Source organism: Bordetella sp. MIP270_01_BMS, from assembly GCF_054958705.1.
Map to the genome: position 1 here is coordinate 2,278,210 of NZ_CM143297.1, position 23,729 is coordinate 2,301,938.

Below are 23,729 nucleotides of genomic sequence, written 5' to 3' on the forward strand. Positions count from 1 at the left end.
GGCATCCGTGACGAAATCGTACATTCTGGCCCTGGACCAGGGCACCACCAGCTCGCGCGCCATTGTGTTCGACCGCCACGGCAGGGCCCGGGGCATGGGCCAGCGCGAGTTCCGCCAGTACTACCCGCAGCCCGGCTGGGTCGAACACGACGCCAACGAGATATGGCAGAGCCAGCTCGACGTGGCCCGCGAAGCGCTGCGCAACGCCGGCGCCACCGCAGCCGACATCACGGCCATCGGCATTACCAACCAGCGCGAAACCACCCTGATCTGGGACCGCGCCACGGGCCGGCCGCTGGCCCATGCTCTGGTGTGGCAAGACCGTCGCACCGCGCCCCTGTGCGACAGGCTGCGCGAACAGGGCCACGATCGGCTGCTGCAAGAGCGCACCGGGCTGGTCGTCGACGCCTACTTTTCCGGCACCAAGCTGGCCTGGCTGCTTGAAAACGTGCCCGGGGCCCGCCAGGCGGCGCAACGCGGCGAACTGGCCTTCGGCACCGTTGATACCTGGCTGGTCTGGAAGCTGACCGGCGGACAGGTGCACAGCACCGATCCGAGCAACGCGTCGCGCACCCTGCTGTACGACATCCACACGCACGACTGGAACGACGAAATCCTGGCCCTGCTCGATATCCCGCGCAGCCTGCTGCCTTCGGTGGCGCCCAGCAGTGCGGAAGTGGGTCGCGCTTTGCCCGAATGGTTTGGCGGCGCCATTCCCATTGCCGGCATCGCGGGCGACCAGCAAGCCGCCACCTTCGGGCAGGCCTGCTTCAAGCCGGGCATGGCCAAGAATACCTATGGCACGGGCTGCTTCATGCTGATGAACGTCGGGCACGCGCCGGTGGCCTCGCGCAACAATCTCCTGTCCACGATCGGCTGGGGCCTGCCCGCCACGGGTGCGGGGCCGGCCGGGCAGGCCACGTACATGCTCGAGGGCGGTGTGTTCATGGCCGGGGCCGCGGTGCAATGGCTGCGCGACGGCCTGGGCATCATCCAGCGGTCCGATCAGGTCGAGGCCCTGGCCGCCAGCGTGGCCGATACTGACGATGTGTTCCTGGTGCCGGCCTTTGCCGGCCTGGGCGCTCCCGACTGGGACCCCTATGCCCGCGGCACCCTGGTGGGTCTCACCCGGGGCACCACGCGCGCGCACGTGGCTCGTGCCACGCTCGAGGCCATCGCCTTGCAAAGCGCCGAATTGCTCACCTGCATGAATGCGGACAGCGGCATCGAATTATCGGAATTGCGGGTCGATGGCGGTGCTGCGCGCAACGATCTGCTGATGCAGATGCAGACCAATCTGCTGGGCGTGCCGGTGGTGCGCCCGAGGGTTTCGGAATCGACCGCGCGCGGGGCTGCCGGCCTGGCCGGCCTGGCCACGGGGTTCTGGTCAGGGCTGGACGAATTCGCCGCCCAATGGGAACCCGAACACCGGTTCGAGCCCGCCTGGTCGGCCGACCAGCGCCAGGCAAGGCTGGCACGCTGGCGCCAGGCCGTCGAGCACGCGAAGGGCTGGGCCCAGCCCGCGTAGCGGCGGGCCCGGCGCAGCTCACACCACGGAATCACGTCCCAGGTCGTACAGCTCGGGATCCTGCTCGAGCAGCAGATCTTCAAAGGCTTCAGAGCCATGTTCGAGCACGTAGCGCCGTTCTGCCTCGCTGATGGCGATGCCCTGCAGCCAGTTCACCAGCTGGCCGTCGACGTCGAGCCTGGGAAATTCTCCGTCCTGCCACGAAAACGGCACGCAAACGTAAAGGTGCGGCACAGTGCACGCGGCGTAGTACTCGCCCACGCAATTGCGCAGCACGCCGCCCGGCGCGATGGCCTGCCCGGAACGCATCAGGCCGAACGCGGCGGTGCTGAGCACATTGCCCCACCACACCTGCTCTTGCGGGGCCTCGGCGCACAGCTCGACGCGCGTGGCCAGCGGCGTGCCGTCGGCGTGGCGCAGCGGCGTCTCGAACAGGCCCAGCGTCGAATACGACACCAGGGCCTCGTCGGGGCTGTCGTCCACCTCGAGTATGTCGATGGACATTGGCAGGGTGTCATGATGAAAGGCGTGCACTACCGGAGCGCCACCGAATACGGACAGCGCGTGGCGCGCCACGGCCTTGCGCTGCGGCGATACGGGTGAAGAAGCGTCAGAAGCCAAAATAGTCGTCCGTTCTCAGTTCGCCCTGATGGCTGCGGTTGGAGCGGGGCAGCTCAGGCCGGTAATGGGTGGGATCATTGTATTCATCGAGAAACTGCCTGCGGTCGATATTGCGGTCAGCGGCGCTGCGGACGTGCTTGCGATGTTCGAATCCTGGTTTGTGGCCCATGTCCCAGGGCTCGTCTTTTTTCATCAGCTGGTCCGAAACCGGGTCGCGCGCCTTGCCGTCCTTGCCCTTGGCTGAATCCCAGACCTTGTCGCGCACGCCCTTGCGGAACTTGCCCCGCTGATAGCGCGGGTCGGTCCGGGCCGCGTCAGGCCGCGCCGCGTCAGACCGCGCCGCGTCAGGTTGCCCGCCCTCGCCTGCGCGCTCGACCGGCGTGCGCGAACGCGAGGAGACGCCCGGGCCCGGGGCCTGCGCGCCCTGCCCCGGCTTGCCCGGGGATCGTCTGGCCAGGTCGCCCGAGCGGGAGCCGCTGCCCGCCGTACCACTGCGGGCAGCCGATGCGGCGCGCCCGGCGCCGCCGCCGGCGCCCAGCAGTACCACTTTCAACTGGCTGGGCAGCACCCGCATGCCACGTGCATTGATGGTGTTCTGTGTGGTCAGTCCGGTCAGCCGGGTGGCCGGGATGCAGCCGAACAGCACATTGGGCACGCAGGTCACCCGGCGCGCCTGGGCCATGACCGTCTGCGAGATCAGGCCCAGCGCCACGCCCGCATTGTCGCCATTGGTGATGGGGATAGTGGTCAGCAGATTGTGCGCCGGCATCATCATCAGCAAGGTGTTCCATACATTCGGGATCGCCATTGGGCCGATCGCGAAGTTGGGGTACGGAATGGGCAACAGCGCTGGCGGCGTTTTGCAGATGTCGGGAAAAGCCAGGTCCAATCCCATTAGCTGGCAGTCGGCGAACATGGTGTCCTCGGGTGTGGCTCTCGGTCAGGAATGTTGCGGCGCGCCGCCTCGGCCGGCCGACCAGAGCTCGGCCTCGTACAGCGCGGGGTCGTTGTCGAGCACGCCTGCCCGCGTCGTCCAGCGCGCACCCTCCGTCAGGGCGCGATGCAGCTGCGTGCGTTCGCACTGCGCCCGCCGCAGGTCGGCGTCACGCAGGTCGGCGTAAGAGAAATCCGCGTAGGCCAGGCGTGCCCCGTCCAGGCGCAGGCCGGCGCAGCGCGCTCGATGCATCACCGCCTGGGTGAGATCGGCTGCGCTGAATACGGCGCCGTCCATGCAGGCATCGGCCCACACACTTTGCACGAACGACGCCCCGGCCGCGTCGGCCCCGGTCAGGTCGGCCTGCACAAACAAGGCGCGGTCGGCGCGCGCGCCCGCCAGGCACGCTCCGCGCAGCGATGCGCCCTTGAAATTGGCCTGCCGCAACTGCGCACGCCGCAGATCGCATCCATCCATGACCGCGTCGATGAACTGACAGCCTTGCAGATCAATTCCGGCCAGCTCCAGTCCGCGCAGATCGCCCTCGGTGAATACGCACTTGTCCAGGATCACGCCCGTCAGGCGCGTGTCGCGCAGGTCGGCGCGCACGAATACCGACTTGCTCATGCGCGAGCCGGCGAAACTGGCCTGCTGCAATGCGCAGTCCGAGAACGAACCCTCCTGCAGTTCCGCCTGCTGCAATCGAGCGCCGTGCAAACCGGTCTGCGTGAAGTGGCAGGACTGCAGCATGGTGCCGCTGAAATCGATGCCCGGCGCCTGGCATTCGACGAATGCGGTTTCGCTGCAACCGGCCAGCCGGAAATCGGCCTGGTCCAGCGCGCAACGAAAATAGGCACACTGGCTCACATCGGCACGCTGCCAGTCGCTGTGCGGCATGCGGCAGGCGCTGAAGCAGCTGTCGCGCCAGTCAGCGCCCGCCATGCTGGCCCCGGTCAGGTCACAGTCATGCAACACGGCGCCCGCCATATCCAGGCCATCGAACACCAGTCCACGCAAGTCCAGGCCGGCCAGCACTTCCCCATTCTTGATGCGCGCGCGCAGCGCCGCCGGCGTCAGCATGGCGCCCCCGCCGACGGCCGAGTATTCGCCAGATGCGTGTAAGCTCCCCGCGTATCGGTACTGGCGTCCCGCAGGCTCTGCGCCAGGTCCGCCCTGAACAGATTGGCGTCCCGCAGGCTGGCCTGCCGCAGGTCCGCCTTATGCAGCAGGGCATTTTTCAGATCGGCCCCGGACATATCGGCGCCGCCCAGGTCCGCTCGGATGAACAAGCTTTCGTCGGCGCGCGACTGGGTCAGGCGTGCGCAGCGCAGGTCGGCGCCCGACAGGTCGCAACGTATCAGGCCTGCCTGGCTGAAATCGGCTCCGGTCAGCCCGATATCCCGCAAGCTGCATTCGCGCAGCGTCGCGCCCCTGAACACCGCGCCATCCAGATCAGTCAGCACCACGCAGCATGTGGTCAGGCACGCGCGCGTGCAGTTCAGCGGGCGATCACATTGCACTTGCACCCATGAGCAGCGCATCAGGTCGGCGCCCGGGAACGCGACCTCGTCGAACACGCAGTCCACCCAGCTGACTCTTTCCATGCGGGCATCCGCAAAAACCACGCCCTTCAGCCGCGTCTGCTGCCAGAACGTCACCGTGTCGAAGTCTGCGCCGTCGAAGCGGCAATCGGTCAACGTCGCTCCGGCCAGATGACAGTGCTTCATGTGTAGTCCGGCCATCGTGCAGCGCGTCAGCTGTATGCCACCCAGCTGGCAGTCCGCCATGGACACCGCGCTCAGGTCGAGGTCCGCCAGGCTGGCGCCCCCCAGGTTGGCGCCTTGCAGCCGGGCGGACCGCCATGACCCTCCCGACGCGCGCACGCGCGCCAGTACGGCATGACTGAGATCCGCGCCGTCCAGTCGAGCGCCCGACAGATCGGCGCATTCGAACCAGGTGCCTACGCAGCGCGCGTCGCGCAAGTCCATGCCTGACAGATCCGCTCCCGTCAGGTCCAGGCCCGACAGGTTGCGGCTGCCGGCCATGAGCGCCTCGACCCGCCGCCGCAGCCGCGCCCTTCTAGCCGGCCGCGCCATCGCCGCGGGCGCCTGCAAATGGGCCGCCTGCAGGTACATGGCCCGCAAATGGCCATCCGCCTGCTTCATCATCTTAAGCACGCCGGCCTCGTCGAGCCGGCCCGCCTCCGCGCCGGCCGGCTGGCGCGCAGCCATATCAGACAACCTCGCCAGGCCGGCATGCTCATGCAGCGTGGGCGGTCCGCCCTCGAGCGGGGCCTGCGCGTCGTCCATCAGGCTGGCCGGCGTGATGCCGGCGGGCATGCGTGCGGCTTCCGCCTGCAACTGTTCCTGCAGACGGCGCCGGGCGTGCAGCATGTCGATGCGGGCCTCTTCGGCGGCGTGCCGGGCCTGTTTCGCCAGGACGGGCAGGTCATGCAGCGCGGGCGCAGGGCTGCGCGCCGGCAGCGGCACCTCGAATCGGGCAGGATCCAGGCCAGCCGCCCGCGCCTGAACAAGCATCTGGTCATGCAGCGATGCCGCTCGAGCGTGCTGGTTCTGGCTCAGCGGACTGTTCATCGGGTTCCAGCGCTCGAGCGCTGCCCACGGGCCCAGGCTGGCCCCAGGCAGAAGCTCATCGTCCAGCAGCACATGCAGAGGACCGTCTTCCGGGTCGAGCCGCCGCTCGAGCACGGATTCGTAATGCGCTACCGGCCGCAAGCGCGTCGCGACATCCAGGGCCGGCATGAGCAGATCGATATCGGCGCCGTCGTCCTCGGCCAGGTCAGCCGCTCCCTGGTAGATCAGCAGCACGCGCTCGCGGTCGGGAAAAAACCACGCAGTCGTCAGCGCCAGCGACACCGCTTCCAATACCTGGCTGTGGGCGCGCCGCACAAAGCAGCGCGCGTGCCAGTCAGGCAGCACGCCGCTCTGGCATGGTCGGCCAGGATGCATATTCCACAACTCGTAATCGGTGCCCGGCGCAAGCTCGCGCCGCTCAGGCCACCATTGGTCCGCCGGGGCTGCATTGAAAAAATGCGGGTCGAGGGTGTCCAGAAACCCCGGACAGGCCTGGTCGGGCCAATCATCGTGATACGTGCCGGCGCGCTGGAAGCGGCGCGGCCACGTCGGCGAAAGTGGCCCCAGGCTCGCCGGTTCGCCCCCTTGACCCGGCCGGACCCATCGCGCCTGCATGGGCTCGATATTGGGCAGCCGGCGCATGCGCACTCCGTCGATCCATTCGTCATCCGCGCCGCGTCCGTGCGGATTGTCGGCATACGACGCGCCGCCATAGGTGTGCCGCCAGTCCAGCGGCACGCTGTCGAAGGGCTGCGGGGGCGTGGCCCGTCCATCAACCCAATAGCGGTCACCGAAGGCAATCAGGCTTTTCTGCCTGTCGCCTACCCTGGCCCTTGCCACACAGGCGTCGCGACGCTCCTGGTGTGCGGTGTACACGCTGCCGCTGACCAGGAACTCGGCGCACGGCTTGGGCACCCCGAGGTCCAGGACGCCATCATCGGCCAGCGCCTCGCCGGCCAGGGCCCAGAGATCGGCTTCGGGATACAGCAGGGGCGAAGTGCCCATATCGGCCAGCGCCAGCACGCTCAGTCCCAGATGCGACCGGCGGCGCAGCGTATAGGGCCGGCTCAGTAACCCCAGGCGCAGTGGTTTGATGATCTTCATGTATCCGCGCCGCGCTTTATGCCCGCCATGCGGCCGGAATCTCGGTGGGCGTCAGGCTGCGGTCGACGGCGATGCGCGCGGGATGCAGGGGGTCGTAGCGGACATGCACGGCCTGACCCGGCATGAACGTGGCCAGCAGCTCGCGGTCGACGTACAGGCGCAACTCGGCGTGCTGTTCGCGGCCATACTGGTCGGCGTAGCGGAGCGTGAGCTTCACGGGCGCGGCATAGGGGCGGCCGCCCGGCTGCCGATCCACGGCCAGCACCGTGGCCACGGCAGGCAGGCCGGCCTGGGCGAGCTGCCGGGCCAGCTCGCGTTCCTGGTCGAACAGCCGGGCGTTGTCGCGCACGACCCTGGCGACGAAACCTACGAACAAGCACGTGGCCACCGTCCCGGCGAGCCACCACGCGAACTGGATCATGCGCGTCCCCGGTCACGGAAAAATATTGGCCACGCGGGAGATGATGCCGACCATCCCGCTCTTGATCTGCACGCCAATACCTCTGATCTGCGTGCCCGCGCCGCCGAACTCAAAGCCCGAGTCGCCGTTCTTGAAGGCCGCCAGATCGAGTTTTACGGTGGACCATTGCGAATTGACGCCTGCATACACCTGCTGCCGTACTCCCCACAAGTCCGCCGCGGCGCCAACGATCGTGGCCCTGGCCGGCGTGCCGCGCACGAAGCTCGACGCCCAGAACGCCTGTTTGGCGCCACTGACGGTCCAGCTGGGGGTGTTTACCGTCATGCTGGTGTCGGCATTCACTGTCAGCGCATCGGTCACGGTCTGGGTAAGCCTGCCGTTTATCGTATGGGTTACGGCGCCGGTAATCGTCGAATCCTGCGTGCCGGTCAGGTCGTGGATATGGTCGGCGCTGATGGTTTGGGTGTAAGTGCCGCCGCCCACTATGGTCTGGGTCACGTTACCGTCCAGCGTTTCGTTGAAGTCGCCCGTCACGTGCCGCGTTTCGCCGCTGTTGAGGGTTTCATCGAACAAACCGGTCACATTGCGCACTTCGCCCTGCGCGGCGATCGTGGTGTGCAGCCCCTGGTCGAACTTCTCTTCCATCAAGCCGTCGGTCACGTGCACGGTGCGCTGGTTCCTGACGGTGTAGGTTTCACCGCCGTCCACCGTTACTGAACGGTCATCGTCCACTTGCAGCGTATCGGTGCCGTGCACAGTGATATGACGGTTGCCTCCGCCCAGCCCGCCTATCACCGTGGTGTCGTGCGACCCGATGATGCTGTTGCGCGTGCCGTCAGTCGTGTGCAGTTCGTTGCCTTCGACCTCGGTGTTCAGGTCGCGTTCGGCGTGCAACCACACGCGCTCGCAACCGGGCTTGTCCTCGAACATCAGCGCGTTGGCGTTGCCGGGCGTGCCATCGCGCGAGCGGCTCAGGAAACCGCTTTGCGTCGCGTTGCGCGGGAGTTCCCAGGGCGGCATATTGCTGGCGTTGTAGACCCTGCCGATGACAATGGGCCGGTCTGGCTGCCCACCGATGAAATCGACAATGACCTCGTCGCCCACGCGCGGCAACTGGATGCCGCCGAATCCCCCGCCGGCCCAGGGGCTGGAAACGCGCACCCAGCATGAGCTGTTCTCGTTCTTCTGGCCGTAGCGGTCCCAGTGGAACTGAACCTTGATGCGGCCATAGCTGTCGGTCCAGATCTGCTCGCCCGCCCTGCCGACCACGCGCGCCGTCTGCGGCCCGTGCGTATGCGGCAGCGGAGTGATGCGGGGCGGCCGATATTGCGTCGCGGCCGGCAGAACCGTGAAGCCCACGTCGAACATCGCCGCGCCGAGCCCGCTGGCTTCGCCGGCTTCCTGGATATGGTAATTCGTCGACAGGATGAGGTATTCGCGGTTCTCGGCCTGGCGCGGATGGTTTCGCAGAGTAAACAGCCAGCCGGGGGCCATGCCACGAGCATTGCAGCTGCCGCTGACCTGCTCCTGGCGGCATTGCAGCTCTTCCAGCCGGACGCGCGTATATCGCTCGGCATCGCCTGGGTTGGTGTACCCCCCCTGCCATTCATACACCTCGAGATCGCCGTGATCATACGCGCCGGGATTGTTGCGGCGGGCCTGCAGGTCGGCTCCAGGGGTCTCGAAATGGTAGTCCGCGCTGGCGAAAGCGCCGGGGGTAATCTGTTCGGCGACTTCCCAGCTGGCTATGTATTCATGCCGGGGAACGGTCACCCGATCCGGGCCATAGTACGGAATCGACGCATAGCCCGGGGAGGATTCATGCTGAGTGATGTCGTCCGTCAGCACCAGCGTATGCTGATCCGCCTCGTGCCGGAACCAGTAATAAATACCTTCGTGCTCCATCAGGCGGCTGATGAAGGCGAAATCCGTTTCCTGGTACTGCACACAGTATTCCCATTTGCGGTAGGCCGCGGAAAGCCTGTACTCGACCGGGTACGGATACTCGGCCAGCACCTCGCGTATGACATCGGGCACGCTGAGCTGCTGGAAAATTTTGTTGTCCGACGTCTGGGTCAGGTACCAGAGCCATGGACGCACGGTGGCCCGGTAGCGGTACAGGCGCGATGTCGGCCCCTCGCGCCCCGCAAGCTTGCAACGGGTGATGTGGCCATGCAGGTGGCGGATGCCGCTGGCGGCCTGGATGTCCAGCGCCAGGGGCTTGCCCAGCAGCTGTTTGAGGTCGAGCGAATGCGTGGGCGATACCAGGTCGACGTCGAGTTCGAACAGCTGCGACACCGCCTCATGGCCCGACATGCTGCGAAAGGCCAGCATCCCGTCGGGCAGCGGCGTGCGGGCGGTGACAGTACGGCGTTGCAGGGCAATGACGTTATCCATAGCGGCGCGTTCGTGATCCTCGTTTGGCATGGCGCGACGGCGCATGCGACCAGGCACGAATGCTAGGCACTCAGGATGACGGAATTACTTCAACGCGGAAACGTAACCATCGCCCGCCGGGGAAGTTACAGATCTTCCGAGCGCATGCAAATGCGCGGCAGAAGGCGGCAGGGCCATGCAGTGAGCAGGGAGCGGCCGCATTATCGGCCGCTGCCCTCATGAGCCCTCGCGGGCGCAGAGCATGTTCAGGGCCAACTCGGCGATCTCTTCGGCAATCTGCTCCGGATCAAGGCGCCGGCCCGGCCGATACCAACGATGCACCCAGCGCACCATGCCGCTCAGGCTCAATGACGCGATGCTGGGATCGTTGACTTCGAAGCTGCCGTCTTCGATGCCCGCACGGATCAATGCGGTGAGCGCATCATTGAAAGACTTTTCCAGTTTGCGAATCTTCGCAAGCTGCGTCTCGGACAACTGCTTCTCTTCCTGCAGGAAGACGCCGCTGGACGCCTGGTGCTTGATGTTTTCCAGCACGAAGGCAATCACGAATTTGCGCAGGCGTGCAGCAGGCGGGCCGGAACGGTTCAGCTCCGCCTGCAGTGTTTCGACCAGCCGCAGGCTCGATTGCTCGTATACCGCTTCGAGTATGGCGAGCTTGTTCGGGAAGTAGCTGTAGATGAACGGCTTGGTAACGTTCAATTCGGAAGCCAGAAGCTCGATACTGGTGGCTTCGTAACCCCGTTCATAGAACGACTTCGACGCCTGTTCGATAATTCTGGTCCGCTTGAATTCACGCAATTCTTCCCGCATCCGTCACTCCTCGCACCGCTTCGACGCGAAACCCGAAATTCTAACGTAGCGCGTCGGACGCGCCGCCCGCAGCACACCCCGCCGACTGCCCATTCAGGCTAGAGGCTGATTCCCATGGCGTCAACCACGGTGCGCCACTTGACGATTTCACCGTCGAGGAACTGCTGCAGTTGCGCCTGGTCCCATTGCGCCGGCAGCGTACCAAGTTCGGTGATCCTGTCGCGCACGTCAGGCGCGCTGAGAATGCCGTTGAGTTCGGTACGCAGACGTTGCTCGATGGCGGGATCCGTACCGCTGCGCAGGAATATCGCCAGCCAGGAAAACACTTCCACCGCGTCGACGCCCTCTTCTTCCATGGTAGGCACGTCTGGAAAGCGCGCCAGACGCTCTTTGGAGCCCGTGGCCAGCGGTCGCAGCTTCCCGGCCTTGATATGAGGCTCGCAAACGATGGCCGTATCGAACGCCATGTCGACCTGGTTGCCCAGCACTGCGGCCAATGCCTGGGCACTGCCACGATACGGGACATGAACCATCTTCACGCCAGCCTTGTAGCACAGCAGTTCCATGGCCAGATGCATGGAAGTGCCGTTGCCCGCCGAAGCGAAAGAAAGGTTGTCGGCCTTCTTCCTGGCCGCGGCCAGCAGTTCTTTCAGATTCTTGTATGGACTGTTCTCGGACACGCACAGCAGCAAGGGGTTGACGCCTATCATCGCCAGAGGCGTGAAGGCGGTGGCAGGATCAAACGACAGGTTCTTGTACAACGCACCGATAATGGCGTTCGTGCTGATCGACCCCCCCAGCAGCGTATAGCCATCGGCCGGCGCACGCGCAACGACTTCGGCTCCTATGCTTCCGCCGGCCCCGGTACGGTTCTCGACGACAACAGGCACACCCAGGCGTTGAGCCAGGCGCTCGGACACCAGACGACCCATGATGTCGGTGGCGCCGCCGGCTGCCAGGGGCACCACATAGGTCAGCGGTTTGGTCGGCCATTTCGAGGGCTGGGCCTGAGCCTGTGCCAGAGAGTAAAACGGCGCCATCACGGCGGCACTGGTTCCCTGAATAAATCTGCGGCGTGTAATCATCACTGTCTCCTTGTATGTCGTGCTTGTTTCTGATGCTGCTGCAACATGCCCATCTCTTTCACCGGCCGGGCACGGTCGACCTGAACACCCGCAGTTGCGCGCTCTTGAGCGACCCGACCAGTACGCTGCATCGATCGGGTCCATGGAACGCAATACTGGTGGGTTTGTACAATTGCGCGCCCTGCGGATCTTCAGCCAGGCAATGAAGTCGCTGGTCTGGCGAAATGGCCAGAATGGCGTTGCGGGTGAGCTCCGTCACCCACAGGTTGCCGGCGTCGTCGAACGCCACTCCATCGACGTACGCACCGGCGCACACGGGATCAGGGCCATAAGCCTCCCATTGGCCCAGGGTGCCTTCCTTGAGCAGCCGGGCTCGCAGGACCCGGCCCTTCGTCGTCTCTGCCACATAAACCCATGCGCCGTCATGATCGAAGCGGAACTCGTTGGGGAAATAAAGCCCTGCGCTGACCAATTCAAGCCGCCCGCCCCGGCTGCGCAACAGTTGCCCATCTGGGCGCGGCTGGTTGATCGCCTCGCCCAGGTCGTCGGAAGTGGTGGACACGCTCAGCCATAACGCGCCGTCGGGACCGACCAGCGGAAAGTTGGCGGCGCCCAGCCTGCTGCCGTCCGCCAGAGTGGCGTGCAGCGTCGACTCGCTCCCGTCCGCGGACAGGGCGAACACGGCCCTATCCCCGATGTCGGCGATCACCAGGGTCGAGTCGTCGAGAAGCGCCAAGCCGTTCGGCAAGCCGTGCCGCCGCCCCATCAGCGTCTGAGTCCCGTCTGGCGAAATATGGCATGCCAGCGCGCGACGATCCGACACGACGATCGAGCCGTCGGGCAGCGCGAGCACCGATTCCGGGCGTGCCAGGTCCCTGCCCACCGGCTTGCCGGATGACAACACCGGTACTTCAGACATGGCTGCCCATCGCCGCCCGGGTAGCGGGCTCCCGCGCCGCCAAGAGCTGCTGACGCAGCATGCCTTTCTGGATTTTTCCGGTGGCGGTCTGCGGCAGAGTGCTCATGAAGAAGATCTCTTCTGGCACTTTGAAGTGCGCAAGCCGGGCGCGGCACCAGGCTTTCAGTTCGTCGGCCAGCGCCTGGCTCGCGCCGCCCGCCTCGGGCTGCCCTCCGCGCACCACCACCACGGCGCCGACCCGCTCGCCCATCAGATCATCCGGCATTCCGATGATGGCGCACGACTCCACCCGCGCATGCAGCGCGAGCACGTGCTCTATCTCTACCGAATAGATGTTCTCGCCCCCCCGTATGATCATGTCTTTCTTGCGGTCGACCAGATAAATCAGTCCCTGGGCGTCCCGGTACCCGACGTCGCCGGTGTGCAGCCAGCCGTCGCGCAGGGTTTCCTGGGTTTCCCGGGTGCGACCGAAATAACCGATCATCACACTCGGGCTGCGAGCCAGAACTTCGCCGCGCTCGCCCGGCGCCACATCGTTCCCCTCGTCATCGACGATGCGCACCTCGCAGCCTGGCAGGGGCCAGCCGGTGCTGCCTGCCTTGTCCAGCGCCAGCGCACCCGGCAGCACGCTGATGGTGCCGCACGATTCGGTTTGCCCCATACCGTGATAAAGCTGCGCGTTCGGAAACAGCTCCTGCACTTCGGCCAGGCGTTCCGCAGGCATGGGCGACGCACCGAAGCGCACGTTGAGGACGCTGGACAGATCGCGACCCACTCGCGCCTCGGAACGCAACATCATCAGCAACATTGCCGGGACGCAGCCGAACCCCTGCACCCGGTGCCTCTCGATCAACTCGAATAGGCGCTCAGTGCTGTAGGTGTCGACGACAAGAGTGCCGCCATGAGCCAGCGTGGGGTACGACCACGAATGCGACGCCACATGAAAGAGCGGCGTGATGGCCAGATTGGTCAGGCCCTCGCGCGCATATCCCCAGGCGTGGGCTGCCTGCAGCGCGCCGGCGATCAGCGTGCGATGCGTATGGATCACGCCCTTGGGCTTGCCGGTGGTGCCCGAGGTATAGAAGATGACGGCGGCGGCATCCGGGTCCGGCGTATCGGGGGCCGCGTGATCCTGCGCGCCGCCGGCTCGAGCGAGGTCCAGCGTGGCAAGCGACACCTGCCGGTCGAACAGGCCGGCCAGCTGCCCCAGGAATTCAGCAGGCAGGCCGGCATGCATGAACAGCGCCGCGGAGCAATCATTGACCAGATAGGCCAGCTCATGAGGCGTCAGCTTGGGATTGACCGGCACGGCCACGCAACCCGCGCGCAGTACGGCGAAATAGGCGATGACATACAGATCGCTGTTCTCGGCGCATATCACTACCCGATCACCGGTAGTCAGCCCGTATTGGCGCTGCAGATTTCCGGCGGCTGAATCCACTGCGGAAGCCAGCTGCTCGTAGCTCAGCTTGCGATTCTCGAAGACCAGGGCAGTGCGATGGGCCAGGGACTGCCGGCGATGCAATATGTATTCCGGGTAGCTGTGATTGCGATGCAAGTGCAATGCATCGGCCAACCAGGTGGGCAACGCCGGCCTATCGGCGGGGACGTGCGGAAAGCTAGGCATGAGACTCTCGGAAAAAGGCGGTCGATTGATCTCGTTCTTGCGCGGCTAGGGCTTCCAGTTCCGTGCCCGGACCCGGATTTCCTCCTGGTCGAAATCGTTGATATCTTTCATCAGCGCGGGGTCCCACAGACGCTCCAGCGACTCGCCCTTGGTCAGCTGTCCGCCCAACTGGTTCAGCCGTATGTAGCCCTTGACCTGCTGCAGCGTGGAATTGCCCCACATGCCGTCCACTTCGTACACGTTGTCCAGGCGATTCTTCAAGGAAGGGAGGGCCAGGCGCATGGCTTCTTCCTCGCTGACGCCGCGCATGCGGGTCTCCGGGAAATGCTTCCAGTGGATCCGCACCGCGGCCTCGGGATTGGCCTTGGCAAAAACCGTGGACTTCGCGATCGCGCGTCCATAGCGTACGAACGTATCCCGGTTGTCTTCCAGGAACTTCTTGCGCGCGATGATGACCCCGCTGAAGCCGACCTGGTCGCGGCCGGTCGCGCTGCTGCTCAGCCGCCGCAACGCCTGCCCGTTCGCCTCGATCTGCCCGTACAGGCCGTCGAACAACACCAGCGCATCGATTCGCTTTGTCGTAAGCGCATGGGCTGCCTCGACGCCTTCCCCGACGGCGACGAAACGCAGCGACGCCGCGTCGCCCCCGGCAATCTGCACCAGCGCCTTGGTCGTCTGCACCTGCGAATTGCCCAGGGTCTGCACGCCGATAGTCTTTCCGGACAGGTCCTTCAGATCGGCAATGGGGCTGTCCGGCAACACCACCGGCATGCTCTGGAACCCGTTGATGAAGGTGTAGAAGCCCACGATGCCCGCGTCAGGCATTTTGTCGAGCAAAGCCAGGGGAGCCGAGCTGGCCGGCACGGCGATATCGACCTTGCCGGTGCCCAGCGCCTGCGTCGCGACCGTCGCGCCGCCCATGTGCAGCATCTGGACGTCGATTCCCTCCTCTTTGAAGAAAATCTCCATCGGTACCGATGTGTTGTAGGCGGCATAAGGCGGGGTGGACACGGTCGCATTCGCGACGGAAAGTTTCCGCGGCTTTTCCTGGCTGGCCGCATGCGAGGGGGCCAGCGCGACCATTCCCGCGCCAGCCATGGCCGCCGCGATTCCGAGTTGCATCAAGGTGCGTCGAGTCGTCATTGTTGTCTCCGGTTATCGTTATTCAGTTCTTCATACCTGCCGCGCCGCCATGAACGGGCTCAGTCTCGCGTTTCCCCGCCATCGGCGACCAACACTGCACCGTTCATGAATCCGCAAGCCGGCGAGGCCACGAACGCCACCAGGCGGGCAATTTCTTCGATCTCGCCCCAGCGATTGCCGGGCAGCGAGATCCGCTTGCCCCATTCCTCGCGAAGTTGCTGCGGCGTGAGGTGGTCTTGCCCGGTGCGCGCGGCAATGTCTTTGCACCAGCGCGCAAAACGCTCCGGCGCGTTGATGCGGCCCGGGGCCACGCTGTTGACGCGAATGCCCCTGGGCCCGAATTCCATGGCCAGGGCTTTGGTGAAGCGATTTTCCGCGGCTTTGGCTGGCCCGCTGCAGGTGGAATAGAACGGCGCATCCAGCACGGACGATCCGGATGTGCCCGTGACGTTCACGATGGTGCCGCCGCCGCTGTCGAGCAGAATGGGCAGGATGCGCTGGGTGACACGGAACATGGCCAGGAAGTTCATCTGCATGGCGTGCACCAGTTCCGCGTCCGTCACGTCGAAAAAGGGCTTGTAGATTCCGGTTCCGGCGTTATTCACCAGAATGTCCAGTCCCCCGAATGCCTCGCGCGTGGCCGCCGCCAGGCGTTCGATGTCGTCCAGGCTGGTCACATCCGCGACTTCGGTGTGGATACGCCCGTCGCCGGCGCCGCGCAGCTCCTGGGCCGCGGCATCCAACCTGTCCTGGTGGCGCCCGCACAATATGACGTGAGCCCCTTCGGCCAACAAGTTGCGGGCCACAGCCAGCCCGATTCCTGCGCTGGATCCCGTCACCAGCGCGCGTTTACCTTCAAGTTGCAGATCCACGTTTCAATCTCCTGCGGTTAGTGCGGAGGGACCGGCGCATCAGTGCCCGGCGCCATCCACCGTCGTTCCCATGCGCGCGGCCACCCACCGTTCGCATACTGTGGTCAGGGCGTTCAGCGTCAAGCCCATCAACATCAGCAATACCAGGCACGCATATACGCCTGGCACGTCAAACTGAGCCTTCGCCTGGAGCATCGCAAAGCCCACCCCCGAATTGGTGCCGACGAATTCCGCCACCACCACGCCGATCAGCGCGAATATCGCCCCGATGCGGACTCCGGCGAATATGTATGGCACGGCGTGCGGCAGCCGCAGCTTCCAGAACTGCTGCCACCGGCTCGCCCCGAGAGACTGCAGAAGCTCATAGTGGTCGACATTCCGGTTGCGCAGGCCCTGCAGCGTGTTGACCATCATCGGGAAGAAGCACACGATGGCAACAATCGCGATCTTGGAGAGTTCGCCGAAGCCCAGCCACAGCACTACCAACGGCGCGATAGCCACCTTGGGCATGCTCTGGAACGCCACGATGTAAGGGGTCAGCACCCGTTCGAGAAAGCGGCTGCTCGACAGCACGCCCGCCGTCACCACCGCCACCACGAAGGCAAGACCGAACCCGGCCACCAGCGCCCCCATTGACGCAGCCAGGTTGCGCAGGTAGATGCCGTCCGCGATGCCCTCTGCCAGTACTGCCATCACGCGGCTCGGTGCCGCCACGATCATTGCGGAAATCCACTGGTTGCGCGCAGCCAGTTCCAATGTGCCGATCAGCACAATGGCAATGGCGGCCGAAGCCAGCCACTCTTGCCTGCGCTGTGCAGACCAGGCTGCTGCACGAGGCGCCTTCACGGCGGGCGCCACGCCTGACAGTTTCTCGATGTGTTCAGGCATACCGCCTCCGATTGTCTTGCTATCCATAGAATCAGTTCGCGGCTCTGGCTGCGCCATGCAGCAGTTCGCGTATGTCGCTCACCAGCTGATGGAAGGCCGGGTCTCGCTTCGTTTCCAGACTGCGGGGCCTGTCCAGCTGTACCGAAATCTCGCGCAGCATCCTGCCAGGGCCGGCGGACATGACGAATATCCGATCCGAGAGCAGCACGGCTTCCTCGATATCGTGCGTGACGAACAGCACCGTCTTGCCGAAGTTCAAGTGAATGCGCTGCAGTTCCAGGTTCAGTTCTTCCCGGGTCATGGCGTCGAGCGCACCGAAGGGCTCGTCCATGAACAACAGCGCCGGGTCGTGCAGCAGCGCCCGGGCGATGGACACGCGCTGCTGCATGCCGCCGGACAATTCCCCGGGCCGCTTGTGGGTGGCCGAGGCCAGCCCGACCTTTTCCAGGAGGTGGGAAGCGCGGCGGCTGGCCGCGGCTCGCGGCAAGCCCAGCACTTCGGCGGGCAGCAATACGTTCTCGAGCGCGGTACGCCAGGGCAGCAGCGCGGCCGCCTGGAAGACAAACCCATAGCAGCCCGGCTGCAACGGTGCGCCATCCGCCAATGTGATTGAACCCGAGGTGGGCCTGACCAGGCCTGCCGCCATCTTCAGCAGCGTCGTCTTGCCGCACCCGCTCGGCCCCAGCAGGCTGACGAACTCGCCCTTGTTGAGGCTCGCGGTCACGGGGCGCAGCGCCACCGCGTCCACGTCCTGTGCGGTCCGATATGTTTTGCTGACTTCGCTGAAGCGCAGCAGCACCTCGGGCGCTGCCACGCCGTTGGCTCGGGCTGTCAGATTGCCATCCATGTCTCTCTCCTAATGTGCCGGCTGTCGCCCCGTGTATCCGGGTTCCGTCCAGCGTCGCTGCCTGCAGGCTCTGTTCTTGTGCTACGTGACCCGTTCCATCGCCATTGCCAATCCTTGCCCGACGCCGACGCACATGGTCACCAGCGCCCGCTTGCCTGCCCGACGCTGCAGCTCCCTGGATGCGTGCAGCACCAGCCGGGCCCCTGACATACCCAATGGGTGGCCCAGCGCGATGGCGCCGCCGCAGGGGTTCAGGTGCTCGGCGTCGTCGGGCAGCCCCCAGGCGCGCGAGCACGCCAGCACTTGCGCCGCAAACGCCTCGTTCAGCTCGATGACATCGAAATCGCGCACCGCATGACCGATGCGCTCGGTCAGGGCGCGCACCGCCGGAATGGGCCCGACGCCCATGATGCGGGGCGCCACGCCTGCGCTCGCTGCGCCCATGATGCGGACCAGCGGTCGCAACTGCAGCGCAGCCAGGCCGGCTTCATCCGCCAGCACCACGGCGGCTGCCCCGTCGTTCACGCCGGCAGCATTCCCCGCCGTCACGCTGCCGTTGGCAAACAACGGGCGCAACGCCGCCAGGCCCTGGGCCGTGGTGTCGGGACGAGGGTGCTCATCGTGCTGGACATGCACCGTTCGGGAGCCGGACGTCGGCACATCCAACCCGAATACATCGGCCAGCAGATGGCTGCGGCCCGCCGCGGCGCGCTGCTGGCTGCGCAAGCTATAGGCGTCCTGGTCTTCTCGGCTGATGCCATGCTCGTCCGCCACGTTCTGCGCGGTCTGCGGCATGGAATCCGTGCCGTACATGGCTTGCATCACGGGGTTCACGAACCGCCAGCCTATCGTCGTGTCGTGAATCTCGCCGTGACGGCTATACGCCGCCCGCGCCTTTGGAATGACGAACGGCGCCCGGCTCATCGATTCAACGCCACCCGCAATCACGACATGGGCCTCGCCGCTGGCGATCATGCGCGCACCGGCGGCGACCGCATCGAGGCCGGAGGCGCAGAGGCGATTGACCGTCATGGCGGGAACCGACGCATCCAGCCCCGCCAGCAGCGCGGCCATGCGGGCGACGTTGCGGTTGTCTTCCCCCGCCTGATTCACGCAGCCGAGCACGACTTCGCCGACGGTTTCCGACAGCCGGGGGTGGCGCCGCAGCAGCTCGCGTATCGGCGCCGCGGCAAGATCGTCGGTTCGCACGCCGGCCAGGGCGCCGCCATAGCGCCCGATGGGCGTGCGGACGCCGTCGCACAGGTAGACGGGGCGTCCCGTCATGCTCACATCAGCTCCGGAATGTCGTAGGTTTTTCCGACGCGCTTGACCAGCTCCTCGTCCGGCGCGGCGTACAGACATGCGCGGCTGACGGACACGCCGGTGAGCTGATGCATGCGCACGCGCATTTCGGCCGCCTTGGCGAGCAGCGTATAGGTATCCAGAATCGGCACGCCATCGACCTCGAAAATCCCGCGCTTGGCCATCAGCGCTCCGGGCGGCCCAGCCGCAAAAACGACTTCCGCGCCCATCTCGGCCGCCTTGCGCGTCGCGGCCACCATTTCCTTTTCCACCCGGTCGGCCACGGACGCACTGGTGAATGCTTCCTCCTGTGCCCGGACGTCGTCGAATCCAATGGGCACCAACCCGGCCAGCCTGTCGCGCAGGCCATAGCCGAGCACAATCTCACGATATCGCGGCACCATTTTGCGATTGGGCGTGATCACGGCAAAACGCTCGCCCATGGTGCACGCGGTAAAGCAGCTGTTCTCCATGAATGAAAGCACCGGTATGGAAAGCATCTCGCGCAGGTCGACCAGGGCGGGATCCAGCGAATTCGCAATGGCGAATGCGTCGTACCCGCCGTGCTTGCGTATGCGCAGACCGTTACGTATGACCTCTTTCTGGTCATATTGGAAGAACAGGCGGTATTGGTCGCCCAGCACGCCTTCGGGCGTGCCCCGCACATCCACCGTGGTGCCTGAATCCACTGCCCGATCGACCAATTCCTGCACGGTCGCCAGGAAGGCGCTCATCTTTTTCTCTGACGACAACAACTGGAACCAGATCTTCATCTTGTCTCCTGATAGTTAGTGGTATCGCCGTTCGCGGCCACGCCACGCCCGGTGATAGGCATCAACGGCTGCCCGGACCCGGTACCGACGGATAGATATAGTTGCCATAGGCCTTGCGCAGCTCTTCAATCTGCTCCAGCGGAGGCGGTGCGTAAAGACGTCGCTTGCTGATGAACCGACCCGTCAGCGACTGAATCTTGACGGCCATCTCGCCCATCTTGACCAGGCTGGTGATGCCATCCAGGATGGGGATTCCGCATTGACTCTGGCTGACCTGCCAGTGCGCCAGCAAGCCCGACACCACTCCGCCCGCCGCGATCAGAACTTCGGCGCCGGCCTTGTCCGCGGATTCTGCGGCCGCTTCAAAGTCGGACAGAATGCGTGCCTTGGACTGCGGATTCTCGAACCCGCCTTCAAGATCGTGCAGGCGGGTGATGTTCATTTTGTGAGCACCCACGAAGCGCTTCTCGAGCCGGTACGTGGTTACGTTCTCGACAATGCGTGGTGTGAATTTGTCGTTGATGGTGATGAAGGAGAACGACGCGCCCATGATGCAGGCCAGATGCATGGAGCTCTCGCACAATCCCAGCACGGGGATATCCGCCACTTCACGCGCCGCCCGCAGTCCGGGATCGCCGATGTTGCCAATCAGGAATGCGTCGAAGCCGCGATCGATCGCCTGGTGCACGTTGTCCAGGAGTTCAGCGGTTTCCAGATACTCCAGGTATCGGAACTGATCGCCGATGCCGCCCACCTTGGTCATGCCATGCACTTCGACCTCGGTTCCCGCCTCTTTGGCGCGGTCGATCACGCTGTGCAGCACGCGCTGATATCCCGGCCAGTTGGGCAGGTTGGTCATGCTCTGATACCAGATCTTCATGGTGTCTCCTCGTTGGGTTGCTTATTTTTGATCGGCCGGCATGCGGCCGCGCTTGTAAATCATGGCCTGCCTGTGGCATTCGGCAATGAGTTCGCCGGTCTGCTTGTAGCCGCGGTGGCAGAGCGAGACGATACCTACCTCGGGGCGGGACCGGGACTCCCGTACTGCAAGTACCTCGGTGGTCACCCGGACGGTGTCGCCATCGAACAGAGGGGCCGGAAACCGCACTTCGCTCATGCCCAGGTTGCCAACGGTGGTTCCCACTGTCGTGTCGTTGACGCTGATGCCCACCACCAGCCCCAGTGTGAAGAACGAATTGATCAGCGGGCGCCCCCACTCGGTCTCGGACGCACAGAACTCGGCGTCGATGTGCAAGGGTTGCGGATTCAAAGTCAGGCATGAAAAAAACGTGTTGTCCGCCTGTGTGACGGTGCGGCGCAGCCCATGCTCGATAACCATGCCAGGCTGGAAATCTTCCAGGAACAGGCCGCCTCGCTGAACGGTCTGGCGCACGCCTGCTGCGTGTTGAGTCGACATATTGATGGCCCCTCAGTTCCTGGGCGCCGCACTGGCCGCGTTGTCGCGCCGGGGCTCCACGTTGTAATCCGCGTAGTTGGGCTTGTGCGTCAGGCTCCAGTAATCGAGCAGCCGCCAGGGGCTGTTCGTGGTCACGCGGCCCTGGCTGTTCCGATACCAGTTGTCCACGTCCTGCCTCGACCAGACCATTCCTTCGTGCATGGCGTCCACGGTTTCGTTGTAGGCATCGTGGACGTCCTGGCGGCATTCGATGGCGCCCCATCCCTGTTCGCGCATATTCACCAGGCACTGGACCGCATAGCGAGTCTGGCACTCAGCATTGAAAATCGCGCTGCCGCCATAGCCCAGGTTGGTGTTCGGGCCATACAGCAGGAACAGATTGGGGAAACGCGGAACGGTGATTCCCAGGTAGGCGCGGGGATTGTCGCCGTCCCACGCGTCGCGCAAGCTGATGCCCTGGCGCCCCGTGATGTCGATGGTGGAGAGCATGCGCGAGGCCTGGAACCCCGTGGCCAGCACGATGACGTCAAGTGGATGGTGCTGGCCGTCGGCACTCACGATTCCGTCGGCACGGACTTCCGAAATGGGCGACACGACAAGGTCCACATGATCGCGCCGCAAGGTTTTGTACCAGTTGTTGTCCAGCAGCACGCGCTTTGCGTAAGGGGGATAGTCGGGCAGGGCCTTCTCGATCAGGTCGGGCCGGCCCGCCAGCTCGTGCTTCAGGTGGCGCACCATGTTCCGCCGATAACTTTCGCTGATCGCGTTGATCGACCCACCGTCGCCTTGCCAGGACGGATCGATCTTCAGCGAGGGATAGACGGCGTCGCCGTAACTCCAGATCAGTTGGGCACGCAGCCAGTGCGCATAATAGGGCAGCCGCTCGAACAACCAATGATCCGCCTCGTCGAAACGGCGGTGGTACACCGAGTTCGGCAGCACCCAATGCGGTTCGCGCTGGAACACCGTCAGGTGTTCCACCTGATCAACGATCGCCGGCCCTACCTGCATGGCGCTCGCACCGGTGCCGATCAGGCCCACCCGCTTGCCGGCAAGATCCAGCTGAGGGTCCCATTGGGCGGTATGCAGCACCTTTCCGTCGAAAGTATCCAGGCCAGGGATGCGGGGAATCGATGGGATATTCAGCTGCCCCACCGCGCTGATCACCCCGTCGTAGGTCTGCACCCGGCTATTTCCCTCGGCATCACGGATCGTCACCTGCCATCTCTGAGCGGCTTCGTCATAGACAGCCGCGCGCACGTCGGTCTGCAGATGAATGTTCTGCCGCACCCCGTACTTGTCTACGCAGTGCTCGAAATAGGCTGCGATCTGATCGCGCTTGGCGAAATGGTGGTTCCAGGGAAAGCGGGGCTCGAAGGAGTATGCGTAGAACATGCTGGGCGTGTCCACGCCGCAGCCGGGATACTGGTTTTCGTGCCAGGTTCCACCGACCGACGCGTTCCGGTCGAACACATCACACTCGAAGCCCGCGCGCTTGAGCTCGATTGCCGCGCATATGCCCGACATGCCGGCTCCGATAACCGCCACGCGCATGGCCGGGCCATTTCGGGCACCCGACTCCTTGCCGTACGGGCGTTCCATCGTGAAGCCCGCCTGGTCCAGCATCATGGGCGCGTATTGCTCAACCTCGGACGCCGGCACGTCGGTCACCAGGCGGACGAGGTCCTGCATCATCTGCATGCATGGCTGCGCCGACGCCCGCGCTTCGGTCTCTGCGCATAGGCACTCGTATGCCTTGGACCTGACCTCCCGCTGCAGCGCAGGGGGCAGGCCAGCCTTCACCGGTCCGGCAGCCTTTGCCGCGAGCAGGCGCTGCAACAGATCCCTGTCATCCGTGGCCTGTATCAGCGCGGCGGCAAGCGGAAGCAAGTCAGCCGCCTCGACCCAGTCTTTGCGGACCCCTGCGTCCTCGGTGGCCAGCCTCCGTCCATCCATCTGCCCCTCTCCTTAATCATGACCATGTCTACTGGCGTTTACCAAATAGTATATTTACTTTACTCACGAGTAAATAAAAATATATGCCGGGTTTTCACCAGGGCGCAATGGCAAAAGCCGCCCATTGAAAGGCGGCTTTTCGATGATTCGGGAGAATGCTGGCGAGGCGGGCTTGTGTCTGGGACGCCGCGGATTCGGCGCCGCCTCTTCGGCGCGCGGGCGTCCGGGCCTGCCGCCCACCGCGGCGATCGGGTGCCCACGGCGGCGGATGCCGCCACGCCGCGATTTCGGGCTATTGAAGCTTCAATGATCCGGCAATGGCTCGATACGTCGAGTCATCGGCCGCCATTTCCCTGGCGAAGGACTTGGTGTCCGTTGCGGTCGGCGTCGAGGCACGCGCTTCGGCCTGGGACGCCCGGAAACCCGGGTTCTGAATGGCTGCCTGCAATGGACAGGTCGATTCGGGCGTGGCCCTACCCCATCAGGGCGTC

General features: G+C 64.8%; 20 protein-coding genes. 1 reads left to right on the forward strand and 19 read right to left on the reverse strand.

Annotation, left to right across the window (positions count from 1 at the left end; translation table 11 throughout):
* The first annotated feature begins 7 nt into the window (after positions 1-7).
* Positions 8-1,528, forward strand: a complete 1,521-nt coding sequence (gene glpK, locus ACV17W_RS10660) for a glycerol kinase GlpK (RefSeq protein WP_462596385.1) — start codon at positions 8-10, stop codon at positions 1,526-1,528.
* 18 nt (positions 1,529-1,546) lie between these two features.
* Here glpK and ACV17W_RS10665 read toward each other — a convergent pair whose 3' ends face one another.
* The 19 genes from ACV17W_RS10665 to ACV17W_RS10755 all read right to left on the reverse strand — a co-directional run bounded on the left by ACV17W_RS10665 (position 1,547) and on the right by ACV17W_RS10755 (position 23,238).
* Positions 1,547-2,149, reverse strand: a complete 603-nt coding sequence (locus tag ACV17W_RS10665) for a suppressor of fused domain protein (protein ID WP_462596386.1) — start codon at positions 2,147-2,149, stop codon at positions 1,547-1,549.
* Positions 2,139-3,065 carry a PAAR-like domain-containing protein gene (locus ACV17W_RS10670; RefSeq protein ID WP_462596387.1) on the reverse strand — a complete coding sequence of 309 codons (927 nt, stop codon included), beginning with the start codon at positions 3,063-3,065 and terminating at the stop codon, positions 2,139-2,141. Before ACV17W_RS10670 ends, ACV17W_RS10665 begins: the two co-directional genes overlap by 11 nt.
* A gap of 24 nt (positions 3,066-3,089) precedes the next feature.
* Complete coding sequence (locus ACV17W_RS10675; RefSeq protein ID WP_462596389.1) at positions 3,090-4,163, reverse strand: pentapeptide repeat-containing protein; 1,074 nt, start codon at positions 4,161-4,163, stop codon at positions 3,090-3,092.
* On the reverse strand, positions 4,157-6,781 hold the full coding sequence (locus tag ACV17W_RS10680) for a DUF2169 family type VI secretion system accessory protein (RefSeq protein WP_462596390.1): 2,625 nt from the start codon (positions 6,779-6,781) through the stop codon (positions 4,157-4,159). The genes ACV17W_RS10675 and ACV17W_RS10680 overlap by 7 nt, the downstream gene beginning before the upstream one ends.
* A gap of 16 nt (positions 6,782-6,797) precedes the next feature.
* On the reverse strand, positions 6,798-7,202 hold the full coding sequence (locus tag ACV17W_RS10685; RefSeq protein ID WP_462596392.1) for a DUF3592 domain-containing protein: 405 nt from the start codon (positions 7,200-7,202) through the stop codon (positions 6,798-6,800).
* A gap of 12 nt (positions 7,203-7,214) precedes the next feature.
* Positions 7,215-9,599, reverse strand: a complete 2,385-nt coding sequence (locus tag ACV17W_RS10690; protein ID WP_462596393.1) for a type VI secretion system Vgr family protein — start codon at positions 9,597-9,599, stop codon at positions 7,215-7,217.
* 216 nt (positions 9,600-9,815) lie between these two features.
* Positions 9,816-10,409, reverse strand: a complete 594-nt coding sequence (locus ACV17W_RS10695) for a TetR/AcrR family transcriptional regulator (RefSeq protein WP_462596394.1) — start codon at positions 10,407-10,409, stop codon at positions 9,816-9,818.
* Positions 10,410-10,507: 98 nt separating this feature from the next.
* A complete protein-coding gene (locus ACV17W_RS10700) occupies positions 10,508-11,494 on the reverse strand; it encodes a Bug family tripartite tricarboxylate transporter substrate binding protein (RefSeq protein ID WP_462596395.1) in 987 nt (328 codons plus the stop codon).
* 58 nt (positions 11,495-11,552) lie between these two features.
* Positions 11,553-12,413, reverse strand: a complete 861-nt coding sequence (locus ACV17W_RS10705) for an SMP-30/gluconolactonase/LRE family protein (RefSeq protein ID WP_462596396.1) — start codon at positions 12,411-12,413, stop codon at positions 11,553-11,555.
* Positions 12,406-14,040 (reverse strand): class I adenylate-forming enzyme family protein, encoded by a 1,635-nt coding sequence (locus ACV17W_RS10710; protein ID WP_462596397.1) that lies wholly within the window; start codon positions 14,038-14,040, stop codon positions 12,406-12,408. Before ACV17W_RS10710 ends, ACV17W_RS10705 begins: the two co-directional genes overlap by 8 nt.
* Positions 14,041-14,085: 45 nt before the next feature.
* A complete protein-coding gene (locus ACV17W_RS10715) occupies positions 14,086-15,183 on the reverse strand; it encodes an ABC transporter substrate-binding protein (protein WP_462596398.1) in 1,098 nt (365 codons plus the stop codon).
* Between the two features lie 59 nt (positions 15,184-15,242).
* Positions 15,243-16,055, reverse strand: coding sequence for an SDR family NAD(P)-dependent oxidoreductase (locus ACV17W_RS10720; RefSeq protein WP_462596399.1), 813 nt, complete (start codon positions 16,053-16,055; stop codon positions 15,243-15,245).
* 39 nt (positions 16,056-16,094) lie between these two features.
* Positions 16,095-16,943, reverse strand: coding sequence for an ABC transporter permease (locus ACV17W_RS10725; protein WP_462596400.1), 849 nt, complete (start codon positions 16,941-16,943; stop codon positions 16,095-16,097).
* Positions 16,944-16,974: 31 nt separating this feature from the next.
* Positions 16,975-17,790, reverse strand: a complete 816-nt coding sequence (locus ACV17W_RS10730) for an ABC transporter ATP-binding protein (protein ID WP_462596401.1) — start codon at positions 17,788-17,790, stop codon at positions 16,975-16,977.
* A gap of 81 nt (positions 17,791-17,871) precedes the next feature.
* Positions 17,872-19,074, reverse strand: coding sequence for an acetyl-CoA C-acyltransferase (locus ACV17W_RS10735; RefSeq protein WP_462596402.1), 1,203 nt, complete (start codon positions 19,072-19,074; stop codon positions 17,872-17,874).
* Between the two features lie 2 nt (positions 19,075-19,076).
* Positions 19,077-19,865 carry an aspartate/glutamate racemase family protein gene (locus ACV17W_RS10740; RefSeq protein ID WP_462596403.1) on the reverse strand — a complete coding sequence of 263 codons (789 nt, stop codon included), beginning with the start codon at positions 19,863-19,865 and terminating at the stop codon, positions 19,077-19,079.
* A 61-nt stretch (positions 19,866-19,926) separates the two neighbouring features.
* Positions 19,927-20,745: an aspartate/glutamate racemase family protein gene (locus ACV17W_RS10745; protein ID WP_462596404.1), complete on the reverse strand. Its 819-nt coding sequence runs from the start codon at positions 20,743-20,745 to the stop codon at positions 19,927-19,929.
* Between the two features lie 21 nt (positions 20,746-20,766).
* A complete protein-coding gene (locus ACV17W_RS10750) occupies positions 20,767-21,282 on the reverse strand; it encodes a MaoC family dehydratase (RefSeq protein WP_462596405.1) in 516 nt (171 codons plus the stop codon).
* A 12-nt stretch (positions 21,283-21,294) separates the two neighbouring features.
* Entirely contained in the window at positions 21,295-23,238 is a 1,944-nt protein-coding gene (locus tag ACV17W_RS10755) for a flavin-containing monooxygenase (protein WP_462596406.1), read from the reverse strand.
* Positions 23,239-23,729: the final 491 nt, after the last annotated feature.

What these genes read in the sequence shown, in the direction of transcription:
- ACV17W_RS10670 (WP_462596387.1), bottom strand. Translation starts at nt 3,065, where the DNA reads ATGTTCGCCGACTGCCAGCTAATGGGATTGGACCTGGCTTTTCCCGAC.
- ACV17W_RS10675 (WP_462596389.1), bottom strand. Translation starts at nt 4,163, where the DNA reads ATGCTGACGCCGGCGGCGCTGCGCGCGCGCATCAAGAATGGGGAAGTG.
- ACV17W_RS10685 (WP_462596392.1), bottom strand. Translation starts at nt 7,202, where the DNA reads ATGATCCAGTTCGCGTGGTGGCTCGCCGGGACGGTGGCCACGTGCTTG.
- ACV17W_RS10740 (WP_462596403.1), bottom strand. Translation starts at nt 19,865, where the DNA reads ATGAAGATCTGGTTCCAGTTGTTGTCGTCAGAGAAAAAGATGAGCGCC.
- ACV17W_RS10755 (WP_462596406.1), bottom strand. Translation starts at nt 23,238, where the DNA reads ATGGATGGACGGAGGCTGGCCACCGAGGACGCAGGGGTCCGCAAAGAC.
- ACV17W_RS10725 (WP_462596400.1), bottom strand. Translation starts at nt 16,943, where the DNA reads ATGCCTGAACACATCGAGAAACTGTCAGGCGTGGCGCCCGCCGTGAAG.
- ACV17W_RS10690 (WP_462596393.1), bottom strand. Translation starts at nt 9,599, where the DNA reads ATGGATAACGTCATTGCCCTGCAACGCCGTACTGTCACCGCCCGCACG.
- ACV17W_RS10705 (WP_462596396.1), bottom strand. Translation starts at nt 12,413, where the DNA reads ATGTCTGAAGTACCGGTGTTGTCATCCGGCAAGCCGGTGGGCAGGGAC.
- ACV17W_RS10745 (WP_462596404.1), bottom strand. Translation starts at nt 20,745, where the DNA reads ATGAAGATCTGGTATCAGAGCATGACCAACCTGCCCAACTGGCCGGGA.
- ACV17W_RS10715 (WP_462596398.1), bottom strand. Translation starts at nt 15,183, where the DNA reads ATGACGACTCGACGCACCTTGATGCAACTCGGAATCGCGGCGGCCATG.
- ACV17W_RS10730 (WP_462596401.1), bottom strand. Translation starts at nt 17,790, where the DNA reads ATGGATGGCAATCTGACAGCCCGAGCCAACGGCGTGGCAGCGCCCGAG.
- ACV17W_RS10735 (WP_462596402.1), bottom strand. Translation starts at nt 19,074, where the DNA reads ATGACGGGACGCCCCGTCTACCTGTGCGACGGCGTCCGCACGCCCATC.
- ACV17W_RS10695 (WP_462596394.1), bottom strand. Translation starts at nt 10,409, where the DNA reads ATGCGGGAAGAATTGCGTGAATTCAAGCGGACCAGAATTATCGAACAG.
- ACV17W_RS10680 (WP_462596390.1), bottom strand. Translation starts at nt 6,781, where the DNA reads ATGAAGATCATCAAACCACTGCGCCTGGGGTTACTGAGCCGGCCCTAT.
- ACV17W_RS10700 (WP_462596395.1), bottom strand. Translation starts at nt 11,494, where the DNA reads ATGATTACACGCCGCAGATTTATTCAGGGAACCAGTGCCGCCGTGATG.
- ACV17W_RS10710 (WP_462596397.1), bottom strand. Translation starts at nt 14,040, where the DNA reads ATGCCTAGCTTTCCGCACGTCCCCGCCGATAGGCCGGCGTTGCCCACC.
- ACV17W_RS10750 (WP_462596405.1), bottom strand. Translation starts at nt 21,282, where the DNA reads ATGTCGACTCAACACGCAGCAGGCGTGCGCCAGACCGTTCAGCGAGGC.